This is a genomic window from Variovorax sp. S12S4, from assembly GCF_023195515.1.
In the GTDB taxonomy this organism is placed as follows: domain Bacteria; phylum Pseudomonadota; class Gammaproteobacteria; order Burkholderiales; family Burkholderiaceae_C; genus Variovorax.
Window position 1 is genome coordinate 805919 of sequence record NZ_JALPKR020000002.1, and the last position, 18246, is coordinate 824164.

The following is an 18246-nucleotide window of genomic DNA, read 5'->3' on the forward strand; positions in this document are numbered from 1 at the left end:
GCGTATGGACTATCCGGGCAACATTTTTGTGGTGGCGGCACCCAGCGGTGCCGGCAAATCGAGCCTGGTCAAAGCGCTCATGGAGCTGGACACGGCCGTTCAGCCCTCGGTTTCGCACACCACCCGGCCACCGCGCGGGCAAGAAAAGCACGGCCGGGAGTACTTTTTCACCTCGCCGTCGGAGTTCGACGCCATGATTGCCGCGGACGGCTTTGTGGAATGGGCCCACGTGCACGGGCACCGGTATGGCACCTCCAAAAAGGCCATTGAAGAGCGAATTGCCCAGGGGGCGGACGTTATTCTGGAAATCGACTTCCAGGGCGCGATCCAGATTCGCAAGACCTTTGCCAACGCGGTCATGATTTTCATCTTGCCGCCAAGCTGGGAAGAACTCCGCTCCCGGCTGGAACGGCGCGGCGAAGACAGCGCCGCCGTCATCGAGCTGCGGCTCAAGAATGCCGCCGAAGAGATGGCCCGGGCGGGGGAATTCGACTTCGTTATAATCAACGAGTTATTTGAGCGCGCGCTTTTCGATCTCAAGGCGATCGTCCACGCTCAGCGGCTTCGGTACTCTGCACAACGCCGCGCACGTGCCGACACATTTGCCGCACTGAACATCCCCTGATTTCCTGCTCACTGACCGAAAGATTCTCATCATGGCCCGCATCACCGTCGAAGATTGTCTGCTTCAGATCCCCAACCGCTTCCAGCTGGTTCTGGCCGCCACCTACCGTGCGCGCATGCTGAGCCAAGGCCATGCGCCCAAGATCGAGAGCAAGAACAAGCCCGCCGTGACCGCCCTGCGCGAGATCGCCGAAGGCAAGATCGGCATCGAAATGCTCAAGAAGGTGCCGGGCTGATCTGACGCACCCCTGCAACGAAAAGGCACCGCAAAGCGGTGCTTTTTTTACGTCTGGACGCGTCCATACAGCGGTCACGCTAAAGTGGTAGCCATGAGTGCGGTTGCCAAACATCAGTCCCATGCCCCTTCGGGCATGCCAAAGCCGAGCCCGGCGGCGCTGAATGCGGCCGCCGCAAGCTTTGCCGCGCTGACGGCCAGGCTCGATTACCTGAGCCCCGAGGACACCGAGCTGGTCCGCCGCGCCTACCGCTTTGCCGACGAGGCCCACCTGGGCCAGCTGCGCAACAGCGGCGAGCCCTACATTACGCACCCGATTGCCGTGGCGGCGCAATGTGCCGAATGGAAGCTCGACGCGCAGGCCCTGATGGCCGCCCTGCTGCACGACGCCATCGAAGATTGCGGCGTTACCAAGCCGGAGCTGATCGAACGCTTTGGCGCCCCAGTCGCCGAACTGGTCGACGGGCTCACCAAGCTGGACAAGCTGCAGTTCAACACGCGCGAAGAAAACCAGGCCGAATCGTTCCGCAAGATGCTGCTGGCCATGGCGCGCGACGTGCGCGTCATCCTGGTGAAGCTGGCCGATCGCACGCACAACATGCGCACGCTGGACGATGCGCCGCGCGAGAAATGGGCCCGCATTTCGCGCGAAACGCTCGAGATCTACGCGCCCATCGCCCACCGGCTCGGGCTGAACCAGACTTATCGCGAGCTGCAGGAGCTGTCGTTTCGCCACCTGAAGCCCTGGCGCTACGCCACGTTGTCCAAGGCCGTGGCCAAGGCGCGGGGCCGACGGCGCGATTTGATCCAGAAGGTGCAGAAAGAGGTCGAAACCGCTTTCTCGGCCGCCGGCATGACGCTGCGGATTGCTGGGCGCGAGAAAACGCTCTATTCCATCTACCGCAAGATGGAAGAAAAGCACCTGAGCTTTGCCCAGGTGACCGACATCTACGGTTTTCGGCTGATCGTGCCGAACGTGATCGCCTGCTACACGGGCCTGGGCATCCTGCACCAGATGTACAAGCCGCTGCCGGGCAAGTTCAAGGACCACATCGCCATTGCCAAGCTCAACGGCTACCAGTCGCTGCACACCACCCTGGTGGGCCCGGCCGGTGTGAACGTGGAGTTTCAGCTGCGCACGGAGGCCATGCACGTGGTGGCCGAATCCGGCGTGGCGGCGCATTGGCTCTACAAGGCCGCGGAGCCGAATGCGGCAAGCAACGACCGGCTGGGCACCAAGTGGCTGCAGTCGCTGCTCGACATTCAGGACGAAACCCGCGACGCGGCCGAGTTCTGGGACCACGTCAAGGTCGACCTGTTCCCGGATGCGGTTTATGTGTTCACGCCGAAGAGCCAGATTCTGGCGCTGCCGCGCGGCGCCACAGTGGTCGACTTTGCCTACGCCATTCACAGCAACATCGGCGATCACACGTCTGCTGCACGTATCAACGGCGACCAGGTGCCGCTGCGCACCGAACTGAAGAACGGCGACGTGGTCGAGGTGATTACCGCGCCCGTGTCGACGCCCAACCCGGCCTGGCTCGGCTTTGTTCGAACCGGGCGCGCGCGCTCCAAGATTCGCCATTATTTGAAGACGCTGGCGCACGCCGAGTCCGAAGGCCTGGGCGAAAAACTGCTCGCGCAGGCGCTGCGTGCCGAGGGCCTCAGCAAGTTGCCGGCCGACGATGCCGAGCATCAGGCGCTGTGGGAAAAGTTGCTGCGCTTTACCGGCAACCGGACGCGCGCCGAGCTGCTGACCGACATCGGCCTTGGCAAGCGAATTGCCAGCATCGTCGCCAAGCGGCTTGTGGCCATGCTCTCCGAACTGGGCGAGCGGCCGGATGCGCTGCTGCTGAGCCGCGAGCGCTTCATTTCGCACGAAACCATTTCGCAGGGCGCCGTGACGCTGGACGGAAGCGAGAACTCCTCTGTTCGCTTTGCCCTGTGCTGCCGTCCGATTCCGGGCGATGAGATCGTCGGCTACCTTGGGCACGGCGAAGGCTTGGTGGTGCACACCGAAAGCTGCGGCGTCGGCCAACGCTTGCGCCATAAAGACAGCGAGCGCTTTTTCGCGGTCGAATGGGCGGACGAACCGACCCGCGCCTTCGAAACCGGTGTGGTGATTACCGTGCGCAACGACAAGGGCGTGCTCGCACGGGTGGCCGCAACGCTGGCGGACGCCGAAGCGGACATCACGCACGTCGAAATGGCCGACGAAACGCCGCAGGATTCAACCGACCTGCGCTTTGTGATTGCCGTGCGTGATCGAAGCCATCTCGACGCGGTGTTGCGTGCGGCGCGGCGAACAGCCTCTGTGTTGACCGCGGCGCGAACGGTTCCGGCGCCCTGAAACGCCGGCCGTGCGGCGCTTACTCCGCGGTGCTTGAACCCGCAGAGGGAGCGGGATAGCTCACAGACAGCAACTCGACCTCATGCGTGCCGCCCGGCGTCACGAGCTTCACCACGTCGCCCTCGCGTGACTTGAGCAAGGCCCTCGCGATGGGCGAAATCCAGCTGACTTGCGATTGGGCGCTGTCCGCTTCGTCGATGCCCAGGATGGTCACACTGCGCTCGTCGCCCGTTTCATCGGCATAGCGCACCGTGGCGCCAAAGAAAACCTGATCGCTGCCATGGTGCACCGAGGGGTCGGTCACCTCGGCAATCTCCAGCCGCTTGGTCAGAAAGCGAATGCGCCGATCGATTTCTCGCAGGCGCTTTTTGCCGTAGAGGTAATCGCCATTCTCCGAGCGGTCGCCATTCTTGGCCGCCCAATGCACCGCCTCGACGACCTTGGGGCGCTCTTCGTCCATCAATTGCAGCAATTCGTCGCGCAGCCGGGCATATCCCGCTGGCGTGATGTAATTCTTGCTTCCGCTGGGCAGCGCCGGGCCGGCGCTTTCGCCGCCGTCGTCGTCTTCGTCGGCGTCGGTTTCCTTGGTGAATGCTTTGCTCAAGGCAAAACCTCCGAATTTAAAAAGGCCCGCAACTTTCATTGCAGGCCTTCATGATGAAGTGCGGCGAACTCCTGAGTCGCCCGTTCAACATATTGTGCCCCGATCCTTGGGGGCGAGGCCTTGCGTACCGGGCCGACTTGCTTCACCCCAGGTCGGAGCGCTTGCAGTCGAAAACCACGCTTTGTTCGACGGCGCGCAGCGCGGGCACCTTGTTCACGAACGTCACGCCGGCGCTCATCAGGCGCCACTCTGTGGTCTTGAACAGCTTGAAGAGGCTCGTGGTTTCGACCCCGACCGTCGGGATGGAGTTGAAGACATAGACGGGCTCGCCGGACTGGCTTTCTTCCATGTTCACCAGGTCCGCTCTCAGCTTGCCCATGGTTTCCGTGTCTTTCGTCCTGGAGCGAACGACGTCCATGTTGACGGTGCGAGAGTGCTCGTCGATTGAAATCCTGCGGATCGAATTGAGGGACGAGGCGGTTCCGCTGTTCGCGCCCGGAATGCAGGTGATCTTTCCTGCCCAGACCGAACCTGTGGCCAAGGACAGCAAGAAAAGGAGCGGAAGTGCGAGTCTTTTTGCGTGAGTACCCATGATTCACTCTAAGCCGTTTCCCCGGCCGGCAGGGTTCGACCTATGTCTTACGGACTAATTGTTACGGTATCAATAAACGTTAACATTTTCGTCTTCACGTGAAATAAGTCACATTCTTAATTCCCGAGGCTTGCTACTGATGAGTTGAACGGGAGAGAAGCTCCGAGCTCTATGGACTCTGGTGGGAAGCAATGGTCACTCAGGTCATTCATAACGCGACCATCACGTTGCAGTTGCCCTACGGCATGAGCGCCAGCGCCGAAGTCGCGGCGCTGCGGGCCGCGGGCATTCCGGTCGACGGGTTGGGCAATGCAACCTCGGGTTATCTGTTCGTGCGGACCACGGGCCGCGGTGACAACCGGACGAACACCTTTCGGTGGTTTGCCACGAGCATCGGCAGCGATCCCATCGATGTGACCACCTTGCCTGGGGGCCCCTCTCTGGCATGCCGATAGACAAAAAGGAAAAGGGTTAGGACACGTTGATGTCCTAACCCTTTAAGAGAGTGGTGCGGCTGGCAGGAATTGAACCCACGACCCCTTGGTTCGTAGCCAAGTACTCTATCCAACTGAGCTACAGCCGCACAGCTATCGATTATAGCATCCATTTTTGGCCCAAACCGGACCAGCTCAGAAATGAATGCAAGTGGTAGGCCGTGATGGGCTTGAACCATCGACCAACGGATTATGAGTCCGCTGCTCTAACCAACTGAGCTAACGGCCCACGAGAGACCTCGATTCTATTCGCCGTGCAGCCCTACTTACGGTGGCTCAGCGCGTTGCTGACCAGGCGCGAGGTGATGTCGACGATCTGGATCATGCGCTCGTAAGGCATGCGGGTCGGCCCGATGACGCCGAGGGTGCCCACGACCTGCCCATCGACCTCGTAGTTGGCGCTGACGATGGAAAGCTCTTCGATCGGCACCACCTGGCTCTCGCCGCCGATGAAGATGCGCACGCCCTCGGCTTTGCTCGACACGTCGAGCAGCCGCATGAGCTGCGCCTTCTGTTCGAACAGTTCGAAGGCGCGGCGCAGTTGTCCCATGTCGCTGGAAAAGTCGGTCACCGAGAGCAGGTTGCGCTCGCCGGAGATCACAACGTCGTCTTCCTGCGCTTCGGTCAACACCTCGGAGCTGACCTTGACGGCCGCCTGCATCAGCGCGGCAATCTCGCCGCGCAGCTTTTCGACTTCTGACTGAAGCCGGTCGCGCACCTGCTCGATGGTCAGGCCCGCATAGTGGGCGTTGATGTAGTTCGACGCCTCGACCAGTTGCGACTGCGAATAGTCGGCCTCGGGAAAGATCACGCGGTTTTGCACGTCGCCGTCCGGCGAGACGATGATCACCAGCAGCCGCCGCTCGGAAAGCTTCAGGAACTCGATCTGCTTGAACACTGACGCCCGCCGAGGCGCCATGACGACGCCCACGAACTGCGACAGGTTGGACAACAGGCTGGCCGCGTTGGCTATCACCTTCTGCGGTTGGTCGGGCGCCAGGCTCGGCGCGCTCATCTGCTCGCGCTCGGCAGTGAGCATGGTGTCGACGAAGAGCCGGTAGCCACGGGCCGTGGGAATGCGGCCGGCCGAGGTGTGCGGGCTGGCAATCAGCCCCAGCGCCTCGAGGTCCGACATGACGTTGCGGATGGTCGCGGGCGAAAGGTCCAGCCCCGGCGCGCGCGACAAAGTCCGCGACCCGACCGGTTGGCCTTCGGCGATGTAACGCTCCACCAAAGTCTTGAGGAGCAACTTGGCACGGTCGTCCAGCATTGCAAGATTTTAGTGTTGTAATTTGTATATGACTTCCCGCTTTCGCAACGTCGCCCTGATCGGCAAATACCAGGCTTCAGGCGCCCGGGCGCAAGCGGACGCGCGCGACGGCGTCATGGAAGATATTGGCGCCTTCCTTGAATCGCAAGGGTGCACTGTTTTCGTCGAAAAATCCGCTGCTGCAGAGGCCGCTGCGGACGCCATCGCAGGCGGCCGCTACGAGGCGCTGAGCGTAGAAGAAATCGGGCAGCGCTGCGACCTGGGCCTGGTGGTCGGGGGCGACGGCACCATGCTGGGCATCGGCCGGCAACTGGCGTGCTACGGCATTCCGCTGATCGGCATCAACCGCGGCCGGCTCGGCTTCATCACCGACATTCCGCTCGACAACTACCAGGCCACGCTGATTCCCATGCTGGCCGGCGAATACGAAGAAGACCACCGCAGCCTGATGCATGCACAGGTCATGCGCGACGGTCTATCGGTTTTCGACGCGCTGGCAATGAACGATGTGGTGGTGAACCGCGACTCCACCTCGGGCATGGTCGAGTTGCGAGTGTCAGTGGGCCGGCACTTCGTGGCCAACCAGCGCGCCGACGGGCTGATCATTGCGTCTCCCACAGGCTCGACGGCGTATGCGCTGTCGGCCGGCGGGCCGCTGCTGCACCCGGCGGTGCCGGGCTGGGTGCTGGTGCCCATTGCACCGCACACCTTGTCGAACCGCCCGGTGCTGCTGCCCGACGCGGACGAGATCGTGATCGAACTGGTGTCGGGGCGCGGCGCCAGCGCCAATTTCGACATGCAGTCCTTGGCCTCGCTCGCCATCGGCGACCGAGTGGTGGTGCGGCGCTCCGACTTCCGGGTTCGCTTTCTGCACCCGCGCGGCTGGAGCTATTTCGACACGCTGCGCAAGAAACTACATTGGAACGAAGGGGGCTCCTGAGATGGCGCTGCGACGCATCGCACTGCGCGACTTCGTGATCGTGCGATCACTCGAACTCGACCTGTCCGCCGGTTTTACGGTGCTCACCGGCGAAACCGGCGCGGGCAAATCCATATTGATCGACGCGCTTCAGCTGGCGCTGGGCAACCGCGCGGATGCAGGCGCGGTGCGCGAGGGCGCCGAGCGCCTCGACGTGAGCGCTGAATTCGATGCCGACCCGGCCTTCGCGGCCTGGCTCGACGAAGGCGGATTCGAATCCGGCGACGCTCTGCTGCTGCGCCGCACGGTGGACCTGCAAGGCCGCAGCCGCGGCTGGATCAACGGCAGCCCGGCCACGGCAACGCAGTTGCGGGAGCTCGGCGACCGCCTGCTCGACATTCACGGCCAGCATGCATGGCAAAGCCTGACGCGCCCCGAGGCCGTGCGCGGCCTGCTCGACGCCTATGCCGGCGTGCGCACCGATGCGCTGGACGCGGCGTGGCACAGCTGGCGGCAGGCGATCTCCGCACTCGACAACGCGCGCTCCGCGCAGAATTCTCTGCAGCGCGAGCGTGAACGGCTGCAATGGCAGATTGCCGAAGTGATGAAGCTGGCGCCCGCCGAGGGCGAGTGGGAAGAGCTCTCGACCAACCACGCGCGCATCTCTAACGCGCAGGCGCTGATCGACGCGGCGCAGGGCGCAAGCCAGGCGCTCGAAGACGACGACAACGGCGCCCTGGCGGCGCTCTCGCGCGCGGTGACGCTGCTGCAGAACTGCGAGCACATCGAGCCCGAATTCCGCGCGCTCGGCGAAGTGCTGGCCTCCAGCGTGGCGCAGGCCTCAGACGCCGCGCATTCGCTGCACGGCTACCTGCGCGACGCAGAGGCCGATCCGCAGCGCCTTGCCGAACTGGACGAGCGCATGGGGTTGTGGATGTCGCTGGCGCGCCGCTACAAGCGCACGCCCGACGACCTGCCCGCGCTGCTGGCGGGATGGCAAGCCGAGTTGAAGGCGTTGGACGCACAAAGCGACCTCGAAGGCCTGGAGCGTGCCGAACAGGCTGCGCAGCAGGCCTACATGAAGGAAGCCAAGGCGCTCGCCAAGTCTCGCAAGCAGGCCGCACCGCGCTTGTCCGAAGCGGTCACGCAAGCCATGCAGGGGCTGGGCATGCAGGGCGGCCGGTTCGAAGTCGAACTGCAGCCGCTCGCGCAGCCGGGCCGCGCCGGGCTCGAAGACGTCGCTTTTCTGGTGAGCGGCCATCCGGGCAGCACGCCCCGCCCCATCGGCAAGGTGGCTTCGGGCGGCGAGCTTTCCCGCATTGCCTTGGCCATTGCGGTCACCACGAGCCAGCTTGGCGCCGCGCAAACGCTGATCTTCGACGAGGTCGATGCCGGCGTGGGCGGCGCTGTTGCAGAGACCGTGGGGCGCCTCATGAAGCAGCTCGGGCGCGACCGCCAGGTGCTGGCCGTCACGCACCTGCCGCAAGTGGCCGCCTGTGCCGATCACCACCTGGTAGTGGCCAAGCGCCAGACGGCCGCGGCCGGCCAGGACGGCCCGCGCACCGAAAGCGGCGTTTCGCGCCTGGACGACGAAAACCGCGCCCGGGAAATCGCCCGCATGCTCGGCGGCGAGAAGGTTTCGCACACCTCGCTGGCGCATGCCCGCGAAATGCTGGGCCACAAGACATCGGCGACGCTGTGATGAACCTCGATCTGGTGCTCATCACCGGCATGTCGGGTTCGGGCAAATCCGTCGCATTGCATGCACTGGAAGACGCGGGCTACTACTGCGTCGACAACCTGCCGCCCGAGTTGCTGACGCCGTTCATCGCGCTGCAGCACGAGCAGGAAGCCAAGCGCGTTGCCATTGCCATGGACGTGCGCAGCGGCGTGTCGCTGCCGATCGTTCCGCAGCAACTCGAGGCGCTGCGGCACGACGGTGTTTCGCTGCGTTCGCTGTTTCTCGACGCCACCACCGATGCCCTGCTGCGGCGCTATTCGGAAACCCGCCGGCGGCACCCGCTCTCGCGCCAGGAGGGCCGCACCGACGCGCCCGAGCAGGAGCGCGCGCTGATACAGGCCATTGAACTGGAGCGCGAGTTGCTGGCCGACCTGCGCGACGGCGCCGACGTCATCGACACCAGCCTGATACGGCCGGCGCAGCTCCAGAGCTACATCAAGGCGCTGATCTCTGCGCCGCAAAGCGCGCTGACGCTGGTGTTCGAATCGTTCGCCTTCAAGCGCGGCGTGCCGCTGGACGCCGACTACGTGTTCGACGTGCGCATGCTCCCCAATCCGCATTACGTGCCGACCTTGCGGCCGCTCACCGGCCGCGACGCGCCGGTGGTCGAATGGCTGCGCGAGCACGAAGACGTGGCACGCATGTACGATGACATCGAGCAGTTTCTTTCGCGCTGGCTCGATGCGCTGGCGCGAGACCACCGCAGCTACGTGACGGTGGCCATCGGCTGCACGGGCGGCCAGCACCGATCGGTTTTCCTGGTCGAACAGCTGGCACGTGCCTTTGGCGCGCGTTGGGGAGCCCTCAAGCGGCACCGCGAACTCGACGCAATCTGAGCAGCTAGCCTGCGCTGCTTTCCAGCAGCTTGCGCATCGGCGCCGGCAACCCGAGCCGGCCCCACTCTTCCGCATCCACCCAGCGCGCGGTCTCGCCTTGCGGCTGGCCGCCATGGAGCATCACCGGGTGAAGATGCAAGTCCTTGTGGGTCAGCACGTGCACGAAGGGCTGCAGGTCTTGCGCCTTGCGCTGCGCGGCCGGCGGCAGTGCGGCCAGCAGGTCTTCACGGCTTTCGAACACCGGCAGGCAATAGAGCCCTGCCCAGATACCCTTGGCCGGGCGCTTTTCCAACCAGACGCGGCCTTGCGCATCGCGCGCCAGCAACGTCCAGAGCGACTGGGCACTGCGCTTCAGTTTGCGTGTCTTGACGGGATAGCGCTCCGGCTGGCCTTCGCGCAGGCCGGTGCAGATGCTGTTCACCGGACAGATCATGCAGCTCGGTTTGCGCGGCAGGCAGACCGTGGCGCCCAGATCCATCACGCCCTGCGTGTAGCCCGCAATGGCTTCCTTTTGCCCGTCAGGCGGCAGCAGCTGCGTGGCCCGGTCCCAGAGCGCGCGCTCCTGCGCCGACGAAGACATGTCTCCGCCAAAGCCGAGCACGCGCGTCAGCACCCGCTTCACGTTGCCGTCGAGAATTGCCACGCGCTCGCCGAAGCAGAAGGCCGCGATTGCCGATGCGGTGGAACGGCCGATGCCCGGCAGCGTGGTGAGCTCTGCCGCGGTCCGCGGAAACTCTCCGCCGAAGCGCGCAACCACCTCCTGGGCGCAGCGGTGCATGTTGCGCGCGCGGCTGTAGTAGCCCAGGCCGCTCCAAAGCCCGAACACCTCGTCCTCCGTACCGTCGGCCAGGGCCCGCACCGTAGGAAAGCGTTCGAGAAAGCGCGCAAAGTACCCGACCACCGTCGAGACCTGGGTCTGCTGGAGCATGACCTCCGACAGCCACACGCGGTACGGATCGCGCGTGTTCTGCCATGGCAGCTCGCTGCGCCCGTGGCTGCGCTGCCAGGCCACGACACGCTGCGCAAAATCAGCCGGCATGTGCAACTCCTGCGTTGCGCCGCCGGGCACCGGGCAATCAGGCCGCACGCAGTTCGCCGATGGCGGCCGCGGCGGCCGGCCTTCCCTGTTGCGCGATCATCGAAGTGAATTCCTGCAGCCGAAGATGCAGCTCGGCCAGGCTGCTCTCTTGCGCGGCAAGTTCGAGCAGGCGTTCGTCGAGGTTGCCGGCCGCATTCTGGATGCGCTCGATCGCCTCGATACGCTTGCTGAAGGTGCGGCGACGCTCCTTCAGCTGCGCGTCGATCTGTGCGCTGGCACCCTTGCTCCAGCGCTCGACTTCGGTCATGGCCGCTTCGTTGACCAGCCGCAGCCGGCTCGCGAGTGCGCGCACCAGCTTGTCGCAGAAATCCGCTTGTGCCAGCCTCAGCAGATTGCCGACGCTCAGGTAGTGGATGTGGCTGCGCTCGATCTGGCTCAGCTCCTGTTCGAAGCTCGTCAGGTCCGGCTCGGCGGGCGCCTGCAGGTTGAAGCCCTGCTCCGCATTGAGTTGACGGAACGTGGCGTGCAGCATCGACTGGATCTCGGCCGTAGTGGCCTGCACTTCGCGCAGGTTGTTGCGCAATGAATCGAAGGTCTCGCCGTACACCTTGCGCACGTTGAGCTTGATGCCGGGGCGCTTGAGCGCGGTTGAAAGCCGCACCATGTCCTCCTTGAGCGCGGTGCGGCCGAGCACGGCATACACCTCGCGCAGCAACTTGCCCTGCACGGAGCGCAGCGCGAGGATGCGCGTGTTGCTGCCCTCGAACTCGTTCTGCTCCTGGTCGATGCGGGCACGCATGTGGCGGATCACCGAAACATTCTTGCCGCGCAGGCCCTGCAGTTCGAGCGCCTGCTCCGACAAGTCGCGCTGGCGCACCTTCAGGATGCGCTCGGCTTCGACACGCAATGCCACCATGCCGGCATCGACGGCAAGCCGCAGCATGGTTTCGCGCTTGCCGAGCACGCCCTCGGCGAGCAGCGTTTCGAGCGCCAGCAAACGGCTGGCTTCGAGCAGCCGCCCGTCGCGCTGGATTTTTGCCTGCAGGCCCTTTTGCGCCGACACCGGCAACACCTGCACGAGCGGCACCTCGAGAAACTTGGCCGCCACTTCACGCTGGCGCTCGATCTGCATTTCGATCTGCGCGGGCGTGCTCAGCGTATCCCACATGGTGTCGATCTTGTTGAGCACCACGAAGCGCGTGTCGCTGCCTTCGCTTTCGGTGACCAGGTGCTCGCGCCAGATGGACAGGTCGGAACGCGTCACCCCGGTTTCGGCACCCAGGATGAAGACGACTGCATGCGCCTGCGGAATGAGGCTGACCGTGAGTTCGGGCTCGGCGCCAATCGCGTTCAGGCCCGGAGTATCCAGAATGACCAGCCCCTGCTCCAGCAGCGGGTGCGGCATGTTCAGGACGGCGTGGCGCCAGCGCGGAATCTCGACCCGGCCTTCGGCGTCTTGCACCGGGTTGTCGTCGGGTGTTTCTTCGTTCCAGAAGCCGAGCGCATGCGCCTCGTCCTTGCTGACCCAGCGCACTTCGGCCACCTTGCCCATGGCCAGGGCCAACTGCTCGGCGTTCTCTACGTCGATTGCAATTTCAGTCCAGCGCGTGGGCTTCTCGCGCCAGTGCGTGAGCGAATGGGGTTCCAGCCGGGTTTCGATAGGCAGCAGCCGCAGCTTGGGCGACACCGCGGCGTCGTAGCCCAGTTCGGTCGGGCACATCGTCGTGCGCCCCGCGCTGGCCGGCATGATGCGCCGCCCGTAGCCGGCGAAGAAGATCGCGTTGATCAGCTCCGACTTGCCGCGCGAGAACTCGGCCACGAACGCGACCATGACCTTGCTGTTGCGAATCTGCAGCTCGAGGCCGCGCAGGCGCTCGGCCACGGCTTGGTCGAGCAGTTCGTTCTCGGTCAGCCAGCGGGACAGCCACTGGAGGCGGTGAGCAAAATTGCTTCGCCAGGCGCCGTGCTGATCGAGTTGTTGGTTGAAAGAGCGGCTCAAAGGGAATATGTAAGAAACAACTTACAAATATAGCATCGCAAGCTGTGGAGCAACCGTTTGCAGGATATTCGAACGTGGACGCCAGAAAACTATTTTTGACAATTTGGACAATAGTAAGTGGAACGCTGGCCTTGGCGTAGCTGCCGTATCGGCGTTGCGCAGACCCGACAAGGCTCGCCGGCCCGCCCGTAGACCGTGGCTTCGAGCTGGAAATAGCCGTTCTGCCCGTCCACATTGGAGAAATCGCGCAGCGTGCTGCCGCCCTTCTCCACCGCCCTGGCCAAAATTTCGCGTACCGCCGCATGAAGCTTGGCGGCGCGCGGCCGGCTGATTCGTGCGGCAGACAGGGTCGGGCGAATGCCCGCCTGAAACAGCGCCTCCGACGCATAGATGTTCCCAACGCCCACCACCACATCGCCCGCGAGCAGCACCTGCTTCACCGCCGTGCGGCGCTTCCGAAGCCCGGCGTGGAACGCGTCGAGGTCGAAGCCGTCGCCCAGCGGCTCCATGCCCAGTCCGCCAAGCAGCTTGATGGCCCATGGCGCCGCCTCGTCTTCCACATACACCACGGCACCGAAGCGGCGCGGATCATTGAGCCGCAGGGTACCCCGGTCGGTCACGAGATCGAAGTGATCGTGAACGCCGGGCGGCGGCAGCGCCGCATCGAAGCGCAGGCTGCCCGACATGCCCAGGTGCAGCAGCAGCAGGCCGCGATCGAGATCGATCAGCAGGTACTTGCCGCGCCGGCGCACCTGCAGCACCTGTCGCCCGACCAGCGCCTCGGGCTCGACCATCAGCGCCCAGCGCAAGGGCTTGCCGATGCGCACCGCATCGATGCGTGCACCGGCAATGCGTTCGGCAAAACCGCGCCGCGTCACTTCGACTTCGGGAAGCTCTGGCATAAGAAAAAACTCCGGGCTGCAATGAAGCCCCACGCGGTGCTCGCTCAAAAGCTTGGATTATTATGGTTCGATGATTCCATCGCCCCGCCGACACCGCCTTGCGGCGGCCGCGTCTCTCGTGCTGCTTGCTTGCGCGGTTCACGCGCAAACCTCCGATCCCGCCGCGCCCAACAGCCCGGCGCCCATCATCGAGCGGCCGACCCCGTCCCGGCCGGGCACAAGGCCTCCGGCTGCGGCGCCGGTCGCGGCCAAGCCGGCAAGCGAACCCGTCGCGCAGCCATCGGCGCTCACGGCCGAGCTGTTCTACGAAATCCTGATGGGCGAGATGACCACGCGCTCCGGCGATCCCGGCGCGGGCTACGCGCTGGTGCTCGACGCGGCGCGCCGCCTACGCGACGGCAAGCTGTTTCAGCGCGCGGTCGAAATTGCGTTGCAGTCGCGTTCGGGCGATGCAGCGCTTGCAGCGGCCCGCGCCTGGCAGGAAACGTTGCCCAACTCGCGCGATGCACGCCGCATCGAGCTCCAGATCCTCATTGCGCTCAATCGCATCGGCGAAACGGCCGAGCTGCTGCGCGCCGAAGTCGCCGCCACCTCGCAAGTCGAACGCCCCATGCTCATGGCGGTGATCGTGCGCAACTACTCGCGCTCCACCGACAAGAAACTGGCCGCCTCGGTGGTCGAGCGGGCACTGGCCGATGAACTCAACAAGCCGGCCACCGGCGGGCTGGCCTGGGCAACGGTGGGACGGATGCGCCTGAATGCGGGCGATACCTCCGGTGCGCTCGACGCTGCGTTCAAGGGCCAGGAAATCGACCCCGCCTCCGACGCGCCGGCCGCGCTGGCGCTCGAAATGATCGACCCCAGCCAACCGCTGGCCGAGCCGATCGTCACGCGCTACCTTGCCAACAACCCCAAGGCCTCGCCCGACCTGCGCGTTGCCTACGCACGCGTGCTGGTCGAGAACCGCCGCTTCGCCGACTCCAGCGCGCAACTGCAGGCGCTGACCACGGCGCGGCCCGAGCTGGCCGAACCCTGGCTGCTGCTCGGCAGCCTGCAGGCGCAGGCGCGCCAGGACGGGGCCGCCGAAACATCGCTCAAGCGTTACGTCGAGCTCGCCGCGTCTCAAAAAGACCAGAAGGATGCGGACGATCGCCAGCGCGGCACCACGCAGGCCTACCTGCTTCTGTCGCAACTCTCGGAGCGCCGCAAGGACTTCACGGGCGCCGAGCGCTGGCTCGCACGCGTCGACAGCACCGACGACCTGGTCGTGGCGCAGACACGCCGCGCCGGCCTGCTGGCACGCCAGGGCAAGCTGCCGCAAGCACGCGAAGTGCTGCGCGGCCTGCCCGAGCGCACGCCGGAGGACAAGAAGCAGAAGTTCCTCGCCGAAGTGCAGCTGCTGCGCGACGCCAAGCAATACCAGGCGGCCTACGACATGCTGGCGCAGGCTTCCGTCGCCGCGCCGAACGACACCGACCTGATCTACGACCAGGCCATGGTGGCCGAGAAGCTGAACCGCCTCGACGAAATGGAGCGGCTCCTGCGCCGGCTGATCGAGCTCAAGCCCGAAAACCAGAATGCCTACAACGCGCTCGGCTACTCGTTCGCCGATCGCAAGATCCGGCTCGACGAGGCGCGCACGCTGATCCAGAAAGCGGTGCAGCTGGCGCCGCAAGATCCGTTCATTGCGGACAGCCTGGGCTGGGTCGAATTCCGGCTGGGCAACACCACCGAGGCCATTCGCATCCTGGAGGCGGCCTACAAGACGCGGCCCGATCCGGAGATCGGCGCGCACTTTGGTGAAGTGCTCTGGACGGTCGGCCAGAAAGACCGGGCCGTCACGATCTGGAAAGAGGCCTTGCTGAGCGATGCCGAAAACGAAACCCTGCAGGAGACGCTCAAGCGCCTGCGGGTCAAGCCGTGACGGCAATGCTCGGGCCGGATCTTCAGGGCGGTCGCAGGGGCTTCATGGCGGCGGGCGTTGCGGCGCTCCTGGTAACGGCCGGCTGCGCGCAGCTCTCCGGTGGCGCGCGGCCCCAGGGCACGGACACATGGAGCGGCCGCATGTCGCTGCGTATCGACAGCCAGCCGGTGCAGACCTTCTCCGCTCTGTTCGAATTGCGCGGTTCTCCCGAAGCGGGCGAGCTGTCGCTCACGAGCCCCATCGGCAGCACGCTGGCCCAGTTGCACTGGTCGCCCGGCGAGGCCTTGCTCAAGAACGGCAGCGAAGTGCGGCGCTACGAATCGGTCGATGCGCTGATCGAAGCCGCCACGGGTGCCGCAATACCCGTGGGCGCACTCTTCGGCTGGCTCGCGGGACGCGACGACCGCGTTCCCGGCTGGCGCCCCGACTTGGCGCAGGTGGCGAACGGCCGCCTGCAGGCCACGCGTGAGAATCCGGGGCCCACGGCCGATCTGCGCATCGTGTTCGAACGGTCATGAAGGCGATCTACGACCTTCCCGCACCGGCCAAGCTCAACCTCTTCCTGCACATCACCGGCCGGCGCGAAGACGGCTACCACCTGCTGCAGTCGGTCTTCATGCTGATCGACTGGTGCGACACGCTGCACGTCGAGCTGCGGCGCGACGGGCAACTCAGCCGCGAAGACCTGACGACCGAATTGCCGCCCGACGACCTGGTGCTGCGCGCCGCCCGAGCGCTGCAGGCGCATGCCAGCCCCGGCCAGGGCGCCCATATCGGCATTGCCAAGCATGTGCCGGCGCAGGCGGGCATGGGCGGAGGCTCTTCGGACGCCGCCACCTGCCTGCTGGCGCTCAACCGGCTCTGGAACCTGAACCTGCCGCTGTCGCGCCTGGCCGAAATCGGCGTGAAACTGGGCGCCGACGTGCCGTTTTTCCTTGGGGGCCGCAATGCCTGGGTCGAGGGAATCGGCGAGAAAATCACCCCCGTGAATGTGCCTGCGGCACGTTTCGTTGTGGCCAAGCCACCTGAGGGACTCGATACGCGCTTAATTTTTTCTGCGCCGGACCTTCAACGCGCCACTCCTGTTGCTATAATCTCGGGCTTTGCTGCAGATAGCGAACAGCTTGAAGCTCCAAACCAGGAAAGCAGTGCTTTCAAGGTTTTCGACTTCGGCCACAACGACCTGCAGCCGGTTGCCCAACGGCTTTGCCCCGCAGTCACCGAAGCCATCGAATGGCTCGGCGCCCAAGGATTGAAGGCCCGGATGACCGGCTCCGGAAGTTCGGTATTCGCGAAATTGCCGCAAGGGCCGCAAGAAGCGAAACTGGCCGAAGCCCCCGCGGGCTGGCAGGTTCGTCAATGCAGCAACCTGGCCGTTCATCCACTCTGGGGATGGGCGACCTGAAGATAATCGGATCGTGATGGGTCCGATGCGACATATATCGGTTTGTGGTGAAAACCATCGACCCGTGTAGGGGAGTCGCCAAGTTGGTTAAGGCACTGGATTTTGATTCCAGCATGCAAAGGTTCGAATCCTTTCTCCCCTGCCAAATCTCTTCAGGCTGCGGTCTTACCGCCGCAGCGCTTTCAGACTGCGGCCCACGGGCCGCAGTGCTTCTTTTGCAGCCTACCGGCTGCAATAATCGGCGGCCTCCAAGCCGCCACCACGACTCAAACTCTTTGGCGGCTTCCTAAAAGCCAATTTCGACTGCCGGGACGCGCTCATGCAGGCTAATCACCCTGATTTCATGGTTTTCACCGGCAACGCCAATCCTGGCCTGGCCGCAGAAATCGCGCAAAACCTCGGTACCTCGCTGGGTGCCGCGCGCGTTGGACGCTTCTCCGACGGCGAAGTCACCGTCGAGATCAACCAGAACGTCCGGGCGCGCGATGTGTTCGTGGTGCAGTCCACCTGCGCACCGACCAACGAAAACCTGATGGAACTGCTCATCATGGTCGACGCGCTCAAGCGCGCCTCGGCCGAGCGGATCAGCGCCGTGATTCCCTACTACGGCTATGCTCGCCAGGACCGCCGCCCGCGCTCCAGCCGGGTGCCGATCTCGGCCAAGGTGGTGGCCAACCTGCTGGAAACCGTGGGTGTCGAGCGCGTGCTCACCATGGACCTGCACGCCGACCAGATCCAGGGCTTCTTCGATATTCCGGTCGACAACATCTATGCGTCGCCGGTGCTGCTGGGCGACCTGCGCCAGAGGAACTACGAAGACCTGATCGTCGTGTCGCCCGACGTCGGCGGTGTGGTGCGCGCACGCGCCCTGGCCAAGCAGCTGAACTGCGACCTCGCCATCATCGACAAGCGCCGTCCGAAGGCCAACGTGAGCGAGGTCATGAATGTGATCGGCGAAATCGACGGCCGCAACTGCGTGATCATGGACGACATGATCGACACGGCCGGCACGCTGGTCAAAGCGGCCGAAGTGCTCAAGGAACGCGGCGCAAAAAGTGTCTACGCCTATTGCACGCACCCGATCTTCTCGGGTCCGGCCATCGAACGCATCACCCACTCCGCCCTCGACGAAGTGGTCGTGACCAACACCATTCCTCTTTCCGACGGCGCTTTGGCCTGCGGAAAGATCCGCCAACTCTCCGTGGCACCACTGATCGCCGAAACGATCCAGCGCATTGCCAAGGGCGAGTCGGTCATGAGTTTGTTCTCGGACCAGGACAACCTGTTCTGATCTGGCAAAAAGCGGGCGCCA

18 protein-coding genes and 3 tRNA genes are annotated in these 18246 nt (G+C 64.6%); 13 read left to right on the forward strand and 8 right to left on the reverse strand.

All coding sequences use genetic code 11. The features are described from left to right. Positions 1–4 precede the first annotated feature (4 nt). From gmk to M0765_RS04260, 3 genes are all read left to right on the forward strand, one after another. Positions 5–625, forward strand: coding sequence for a guanylate kinase (gene gmk, locus M0765_RS04250; RefSeq protein ID WP_015867099.1), 621 nt, complete (start codon positions 5–7; stop codon positions 623–625). A gap of 31 nt (positions 626–656) precedes the next feature. Next, the gene (gene rpoZ, locus M0765_RS04255; RefSeq protein WP_021009011.1) at positions 657–860 is read left to right on the forward strand and encodes a DNA-directed RNA polymerase subunit omega; all 204 of its coding nucleotides are present in this window, start codon (positions 657–659) and stop codon (positions 858–860) included. A 93-nt stretch (positions 861–953) separates the two neighbouring features. Further along, complete coding sequence (locus tag M0765_RS04260; protein WP_157615641.1) at positions 954–3209, forward strand: RelA/SpoT family protein; 2256 nt, start codon at positions 954–956, stop codon at positions 3207–3209. A 19-nt stretch (positions 3210–3228) separates the two neighbouring features. Here the strand turns inward: M0765_RS04260 and greB are convergent, their stop codons facing one another. Together greB and M0765_RS04270 are read right to left on the reverse strand one after the other, a co-directional pair. Beyond that, positions 3229–3813: a transcription elongation factor GreB gene (gene greB / locus M0765_RS04265; protein WP_258502204.1), complete on the reverse strand. Its 585-nt coding sequence runs from the start codon at positions 3811–3813 to the stop codon at positions 3229–3231. Positions 3814–3955: 142 nt separating this feature from the next. After that, positions 3956–4192: a hypothetical protein gene (locus M0765_RS04270; RefSeq protein WP_258502205.1), complete on the reverse strand. Its 237-nt coding sequence runs from the start codon at positions 4190–4192 to the stop codon at positions 3956–3958. A gap of 7 nt (positions 4193–4199) precedes the next feature. On the opposite strand from M0765_RS04270, the gene M0765_RS04275 reads away from it, so the two are divergent. Next, positions 4200–4397: a hypothetical protein gene (locus M0765_RS04275; RefSeq protein ID WP_258502206.1), complete on the forward strand. Its 198-nt coding sequence runs from the start codon at positions 4200–4202 to the stop codon at positions 4395–4397. Positions 4398–4596: 199 nt separating this feature from the next. Continuing rightward, positions 4597–4860, forward strand: coding sequence for a hypothetical protein (locus tag M0765_RS04280; protein WP_258502207.1), 264 nt, complete (start codon positions 4597–4599; stop codon positions 4858–4860). A gap of 51 nt (positions 4861–4911) precedes the next feature. On the opposite strand, the gene M0765_RS04285 is transcribed toward M0765_RS04280, so the two are convergent. The 3 genes from M0765_RS04285 to hrcA form a co-directional block, all read right to left on the reverse strand. After that, positions 4912–4988: transfer RNA gene (locus tag M0765_RS04285), tRNA-Arg, on the reverse strand. Positions 4989–5051: 63 nt separating this feature from the next. Then, a tRNA-Ile gene (locus tag M0765_RS04290) sits at positions 5052–5128 on the reverse strand. A 33-nt stretch (positions 5129–5161) separates the two neighbouring features. Then, on the reverse strand, positions 5162–6169 hold the full coding sequence (hrcA, locus tag M0765_RS04295) for a heat-inducible transcriptional repressor HrcA (RefSeq protein WP_126747023.1): 1008 nt from the start codon (positions 6167–6169) through the stop codon (positions 5162–5164). A gap of 28 nt (positions 6170–6197) precedes the next feature. Between hrcA and M0765_RS04300 the strand changes: the two genes are divergently transcribed. Genes M0765_RS04300 through rapZ form a run of 3 tightly spaced genes read left to right on the forward strand, consistent with a single transcriptional unit; the run spans position 6198 to position 9665 of the window. After that, the gene (locus M0765_RS04300) at positions 6198–7109 is read left to right on the forward strand and encodes an NAD kinase (protein WP_258502208.1); all 912 of its coding nucleotides are present in this window, start codon (positions 6198–6200) and stop codon (positions 7107–7109) included. Between the two features lies 1 nt (position 7110). Then, positions 7111–8790 carry a DNA repair protein RecN gene (gene recN, locus M0765_RS04305; RefSeq protein ID WP_258502209.1) on the forward strand — a complete coding sequence of 560 codons (1680 nt, stop codon included), beginning with the start codon at positions 7111–7113 and terminating at the stop codon, positions 8788–8790. After that, positions 8790–9665, forward strand: coding sequence for an RNase adapter RapZ (rapZ, locus tag M0765_RS04310; RefSeq protein ID WP_258502210.1), 876 nt, complete (start codon positions 8790–8792; stop codon positions 9663–9665). The genes recN and rapZ overlap by 1 nt, the downstream gene beginning before the upstream one ends. A 4-nt stretch (positions 9666–9669) precedes the next feature. Here rapZ and mutY read toward each other — a convergent pair whose 3' ends face one another. The 3 genes from mutY to mutM form a co-directional block, all read right to left on the reverse strand. Further along, positions 9670–10704 (reverse strand): A/G-specific adenine glycosylase, encoded by a 1035-nt coding sequence (mutY, locus tag M0765_RS04315; protein ID WP_258502211.1) that lies wholly within the window; start codon positions 10702–10704, stop codon positions 9670–9672. A 37-nt stretch (positions 10705–10741) separates the two neighbouring features. Then, the gene (locus tag M0765_RS04320) at positions 10742–12703 is read right to left on the reverse strand and encodes a dynamin family protein (RefSeq protein ID WP_258502212.1); all 1962 of its coding nucleotides are present in this window, start codon (positions 12701–12703) and stop codon (positions 10742–10744) included. An 89-nt stretch (positions 12704–12792) separates the two neighbouring features. Then, positions 12793–13605: a bifunctional DNA-formamidopyrimidine glycosylase/DNA-(apurinic or apyrimidinic site) lyase gene (gene mutM, locus M0765_RS04325; protein WP_126747028.1), complete on the reverse strand. Its 813-nt coding sequence runs from the start codon at positions 13603–13605 to the stop codon at positions 12793–12795. Between the two features lie 70 nt (positions 13606–13675). Between mutM and M0765_RS04330 the strand changes: the two genes are divergently transcribed. The 5 genes from M0765_RS04330 to M0765_RS04350 all read left to right on the forward strand — a co-directional run bounded on the left by M0765_RS04330 (position 13676) and on the right by M0765_RS04350 (position 18225). After that, positions 13676–15529: a tetratricopeptide repeat protein gene (locus M0765_RS04330; RefSeq protein ID WP_258502213.1), complete on the forward strand. Its 1854-nt coding sequence runs from the start codon at positions 13676–13678 to the stop codon at positions 15527–15529. 5 nt (positions 15530–15534) lie between these two features. Continuing rightward, complete coding sequence (locus M0765_RS04335) at positions 15535–16047, forward strand: lipoprotein insertase outer membrane protein LolB (RefSeq protein ID WP_258508118.1); 513 nt, start codon at positions 15535–15537, stop codon at positions 16045–16047. Continuing rightward, a complete protein-coding gene (gene ispE / locus M0765_RS04340; protein ID WP_258502214.1) occupies positions 16044–16934 on the forward strand; it encodes a 4-(cytidine 5'-diphospho)-2-C-methyl-D-erythritol kinase in 891 nt (296 codons plus the stop codon). The genes M0765_RS04335 and ispE overlap by 4 nt, the downstream gene beginning before the upstream one ends. Positions 16935–17002: 68 nt before the next feature. Continuing rightward, positions 17003–17079 (forward strand) — tRNA-Gln (locus M0765_RS04345). Positions 17080–17253: 174 nt separating this feature from the next. Then, positions 17254–18225 carry a ribose-phosphate pyrophosphokinase gene (locus M0765_RS04350; protein ID WP_126747032.1) on the forward strand — a complete coding sequence of 324 codons (972 nt, stop codon included), beginning with the start codon at positions 17254–17256 and terminating at the stop codon, positions 18223–18225. Positions 18226–18246 lie beyond the last annotated feature (21 nt).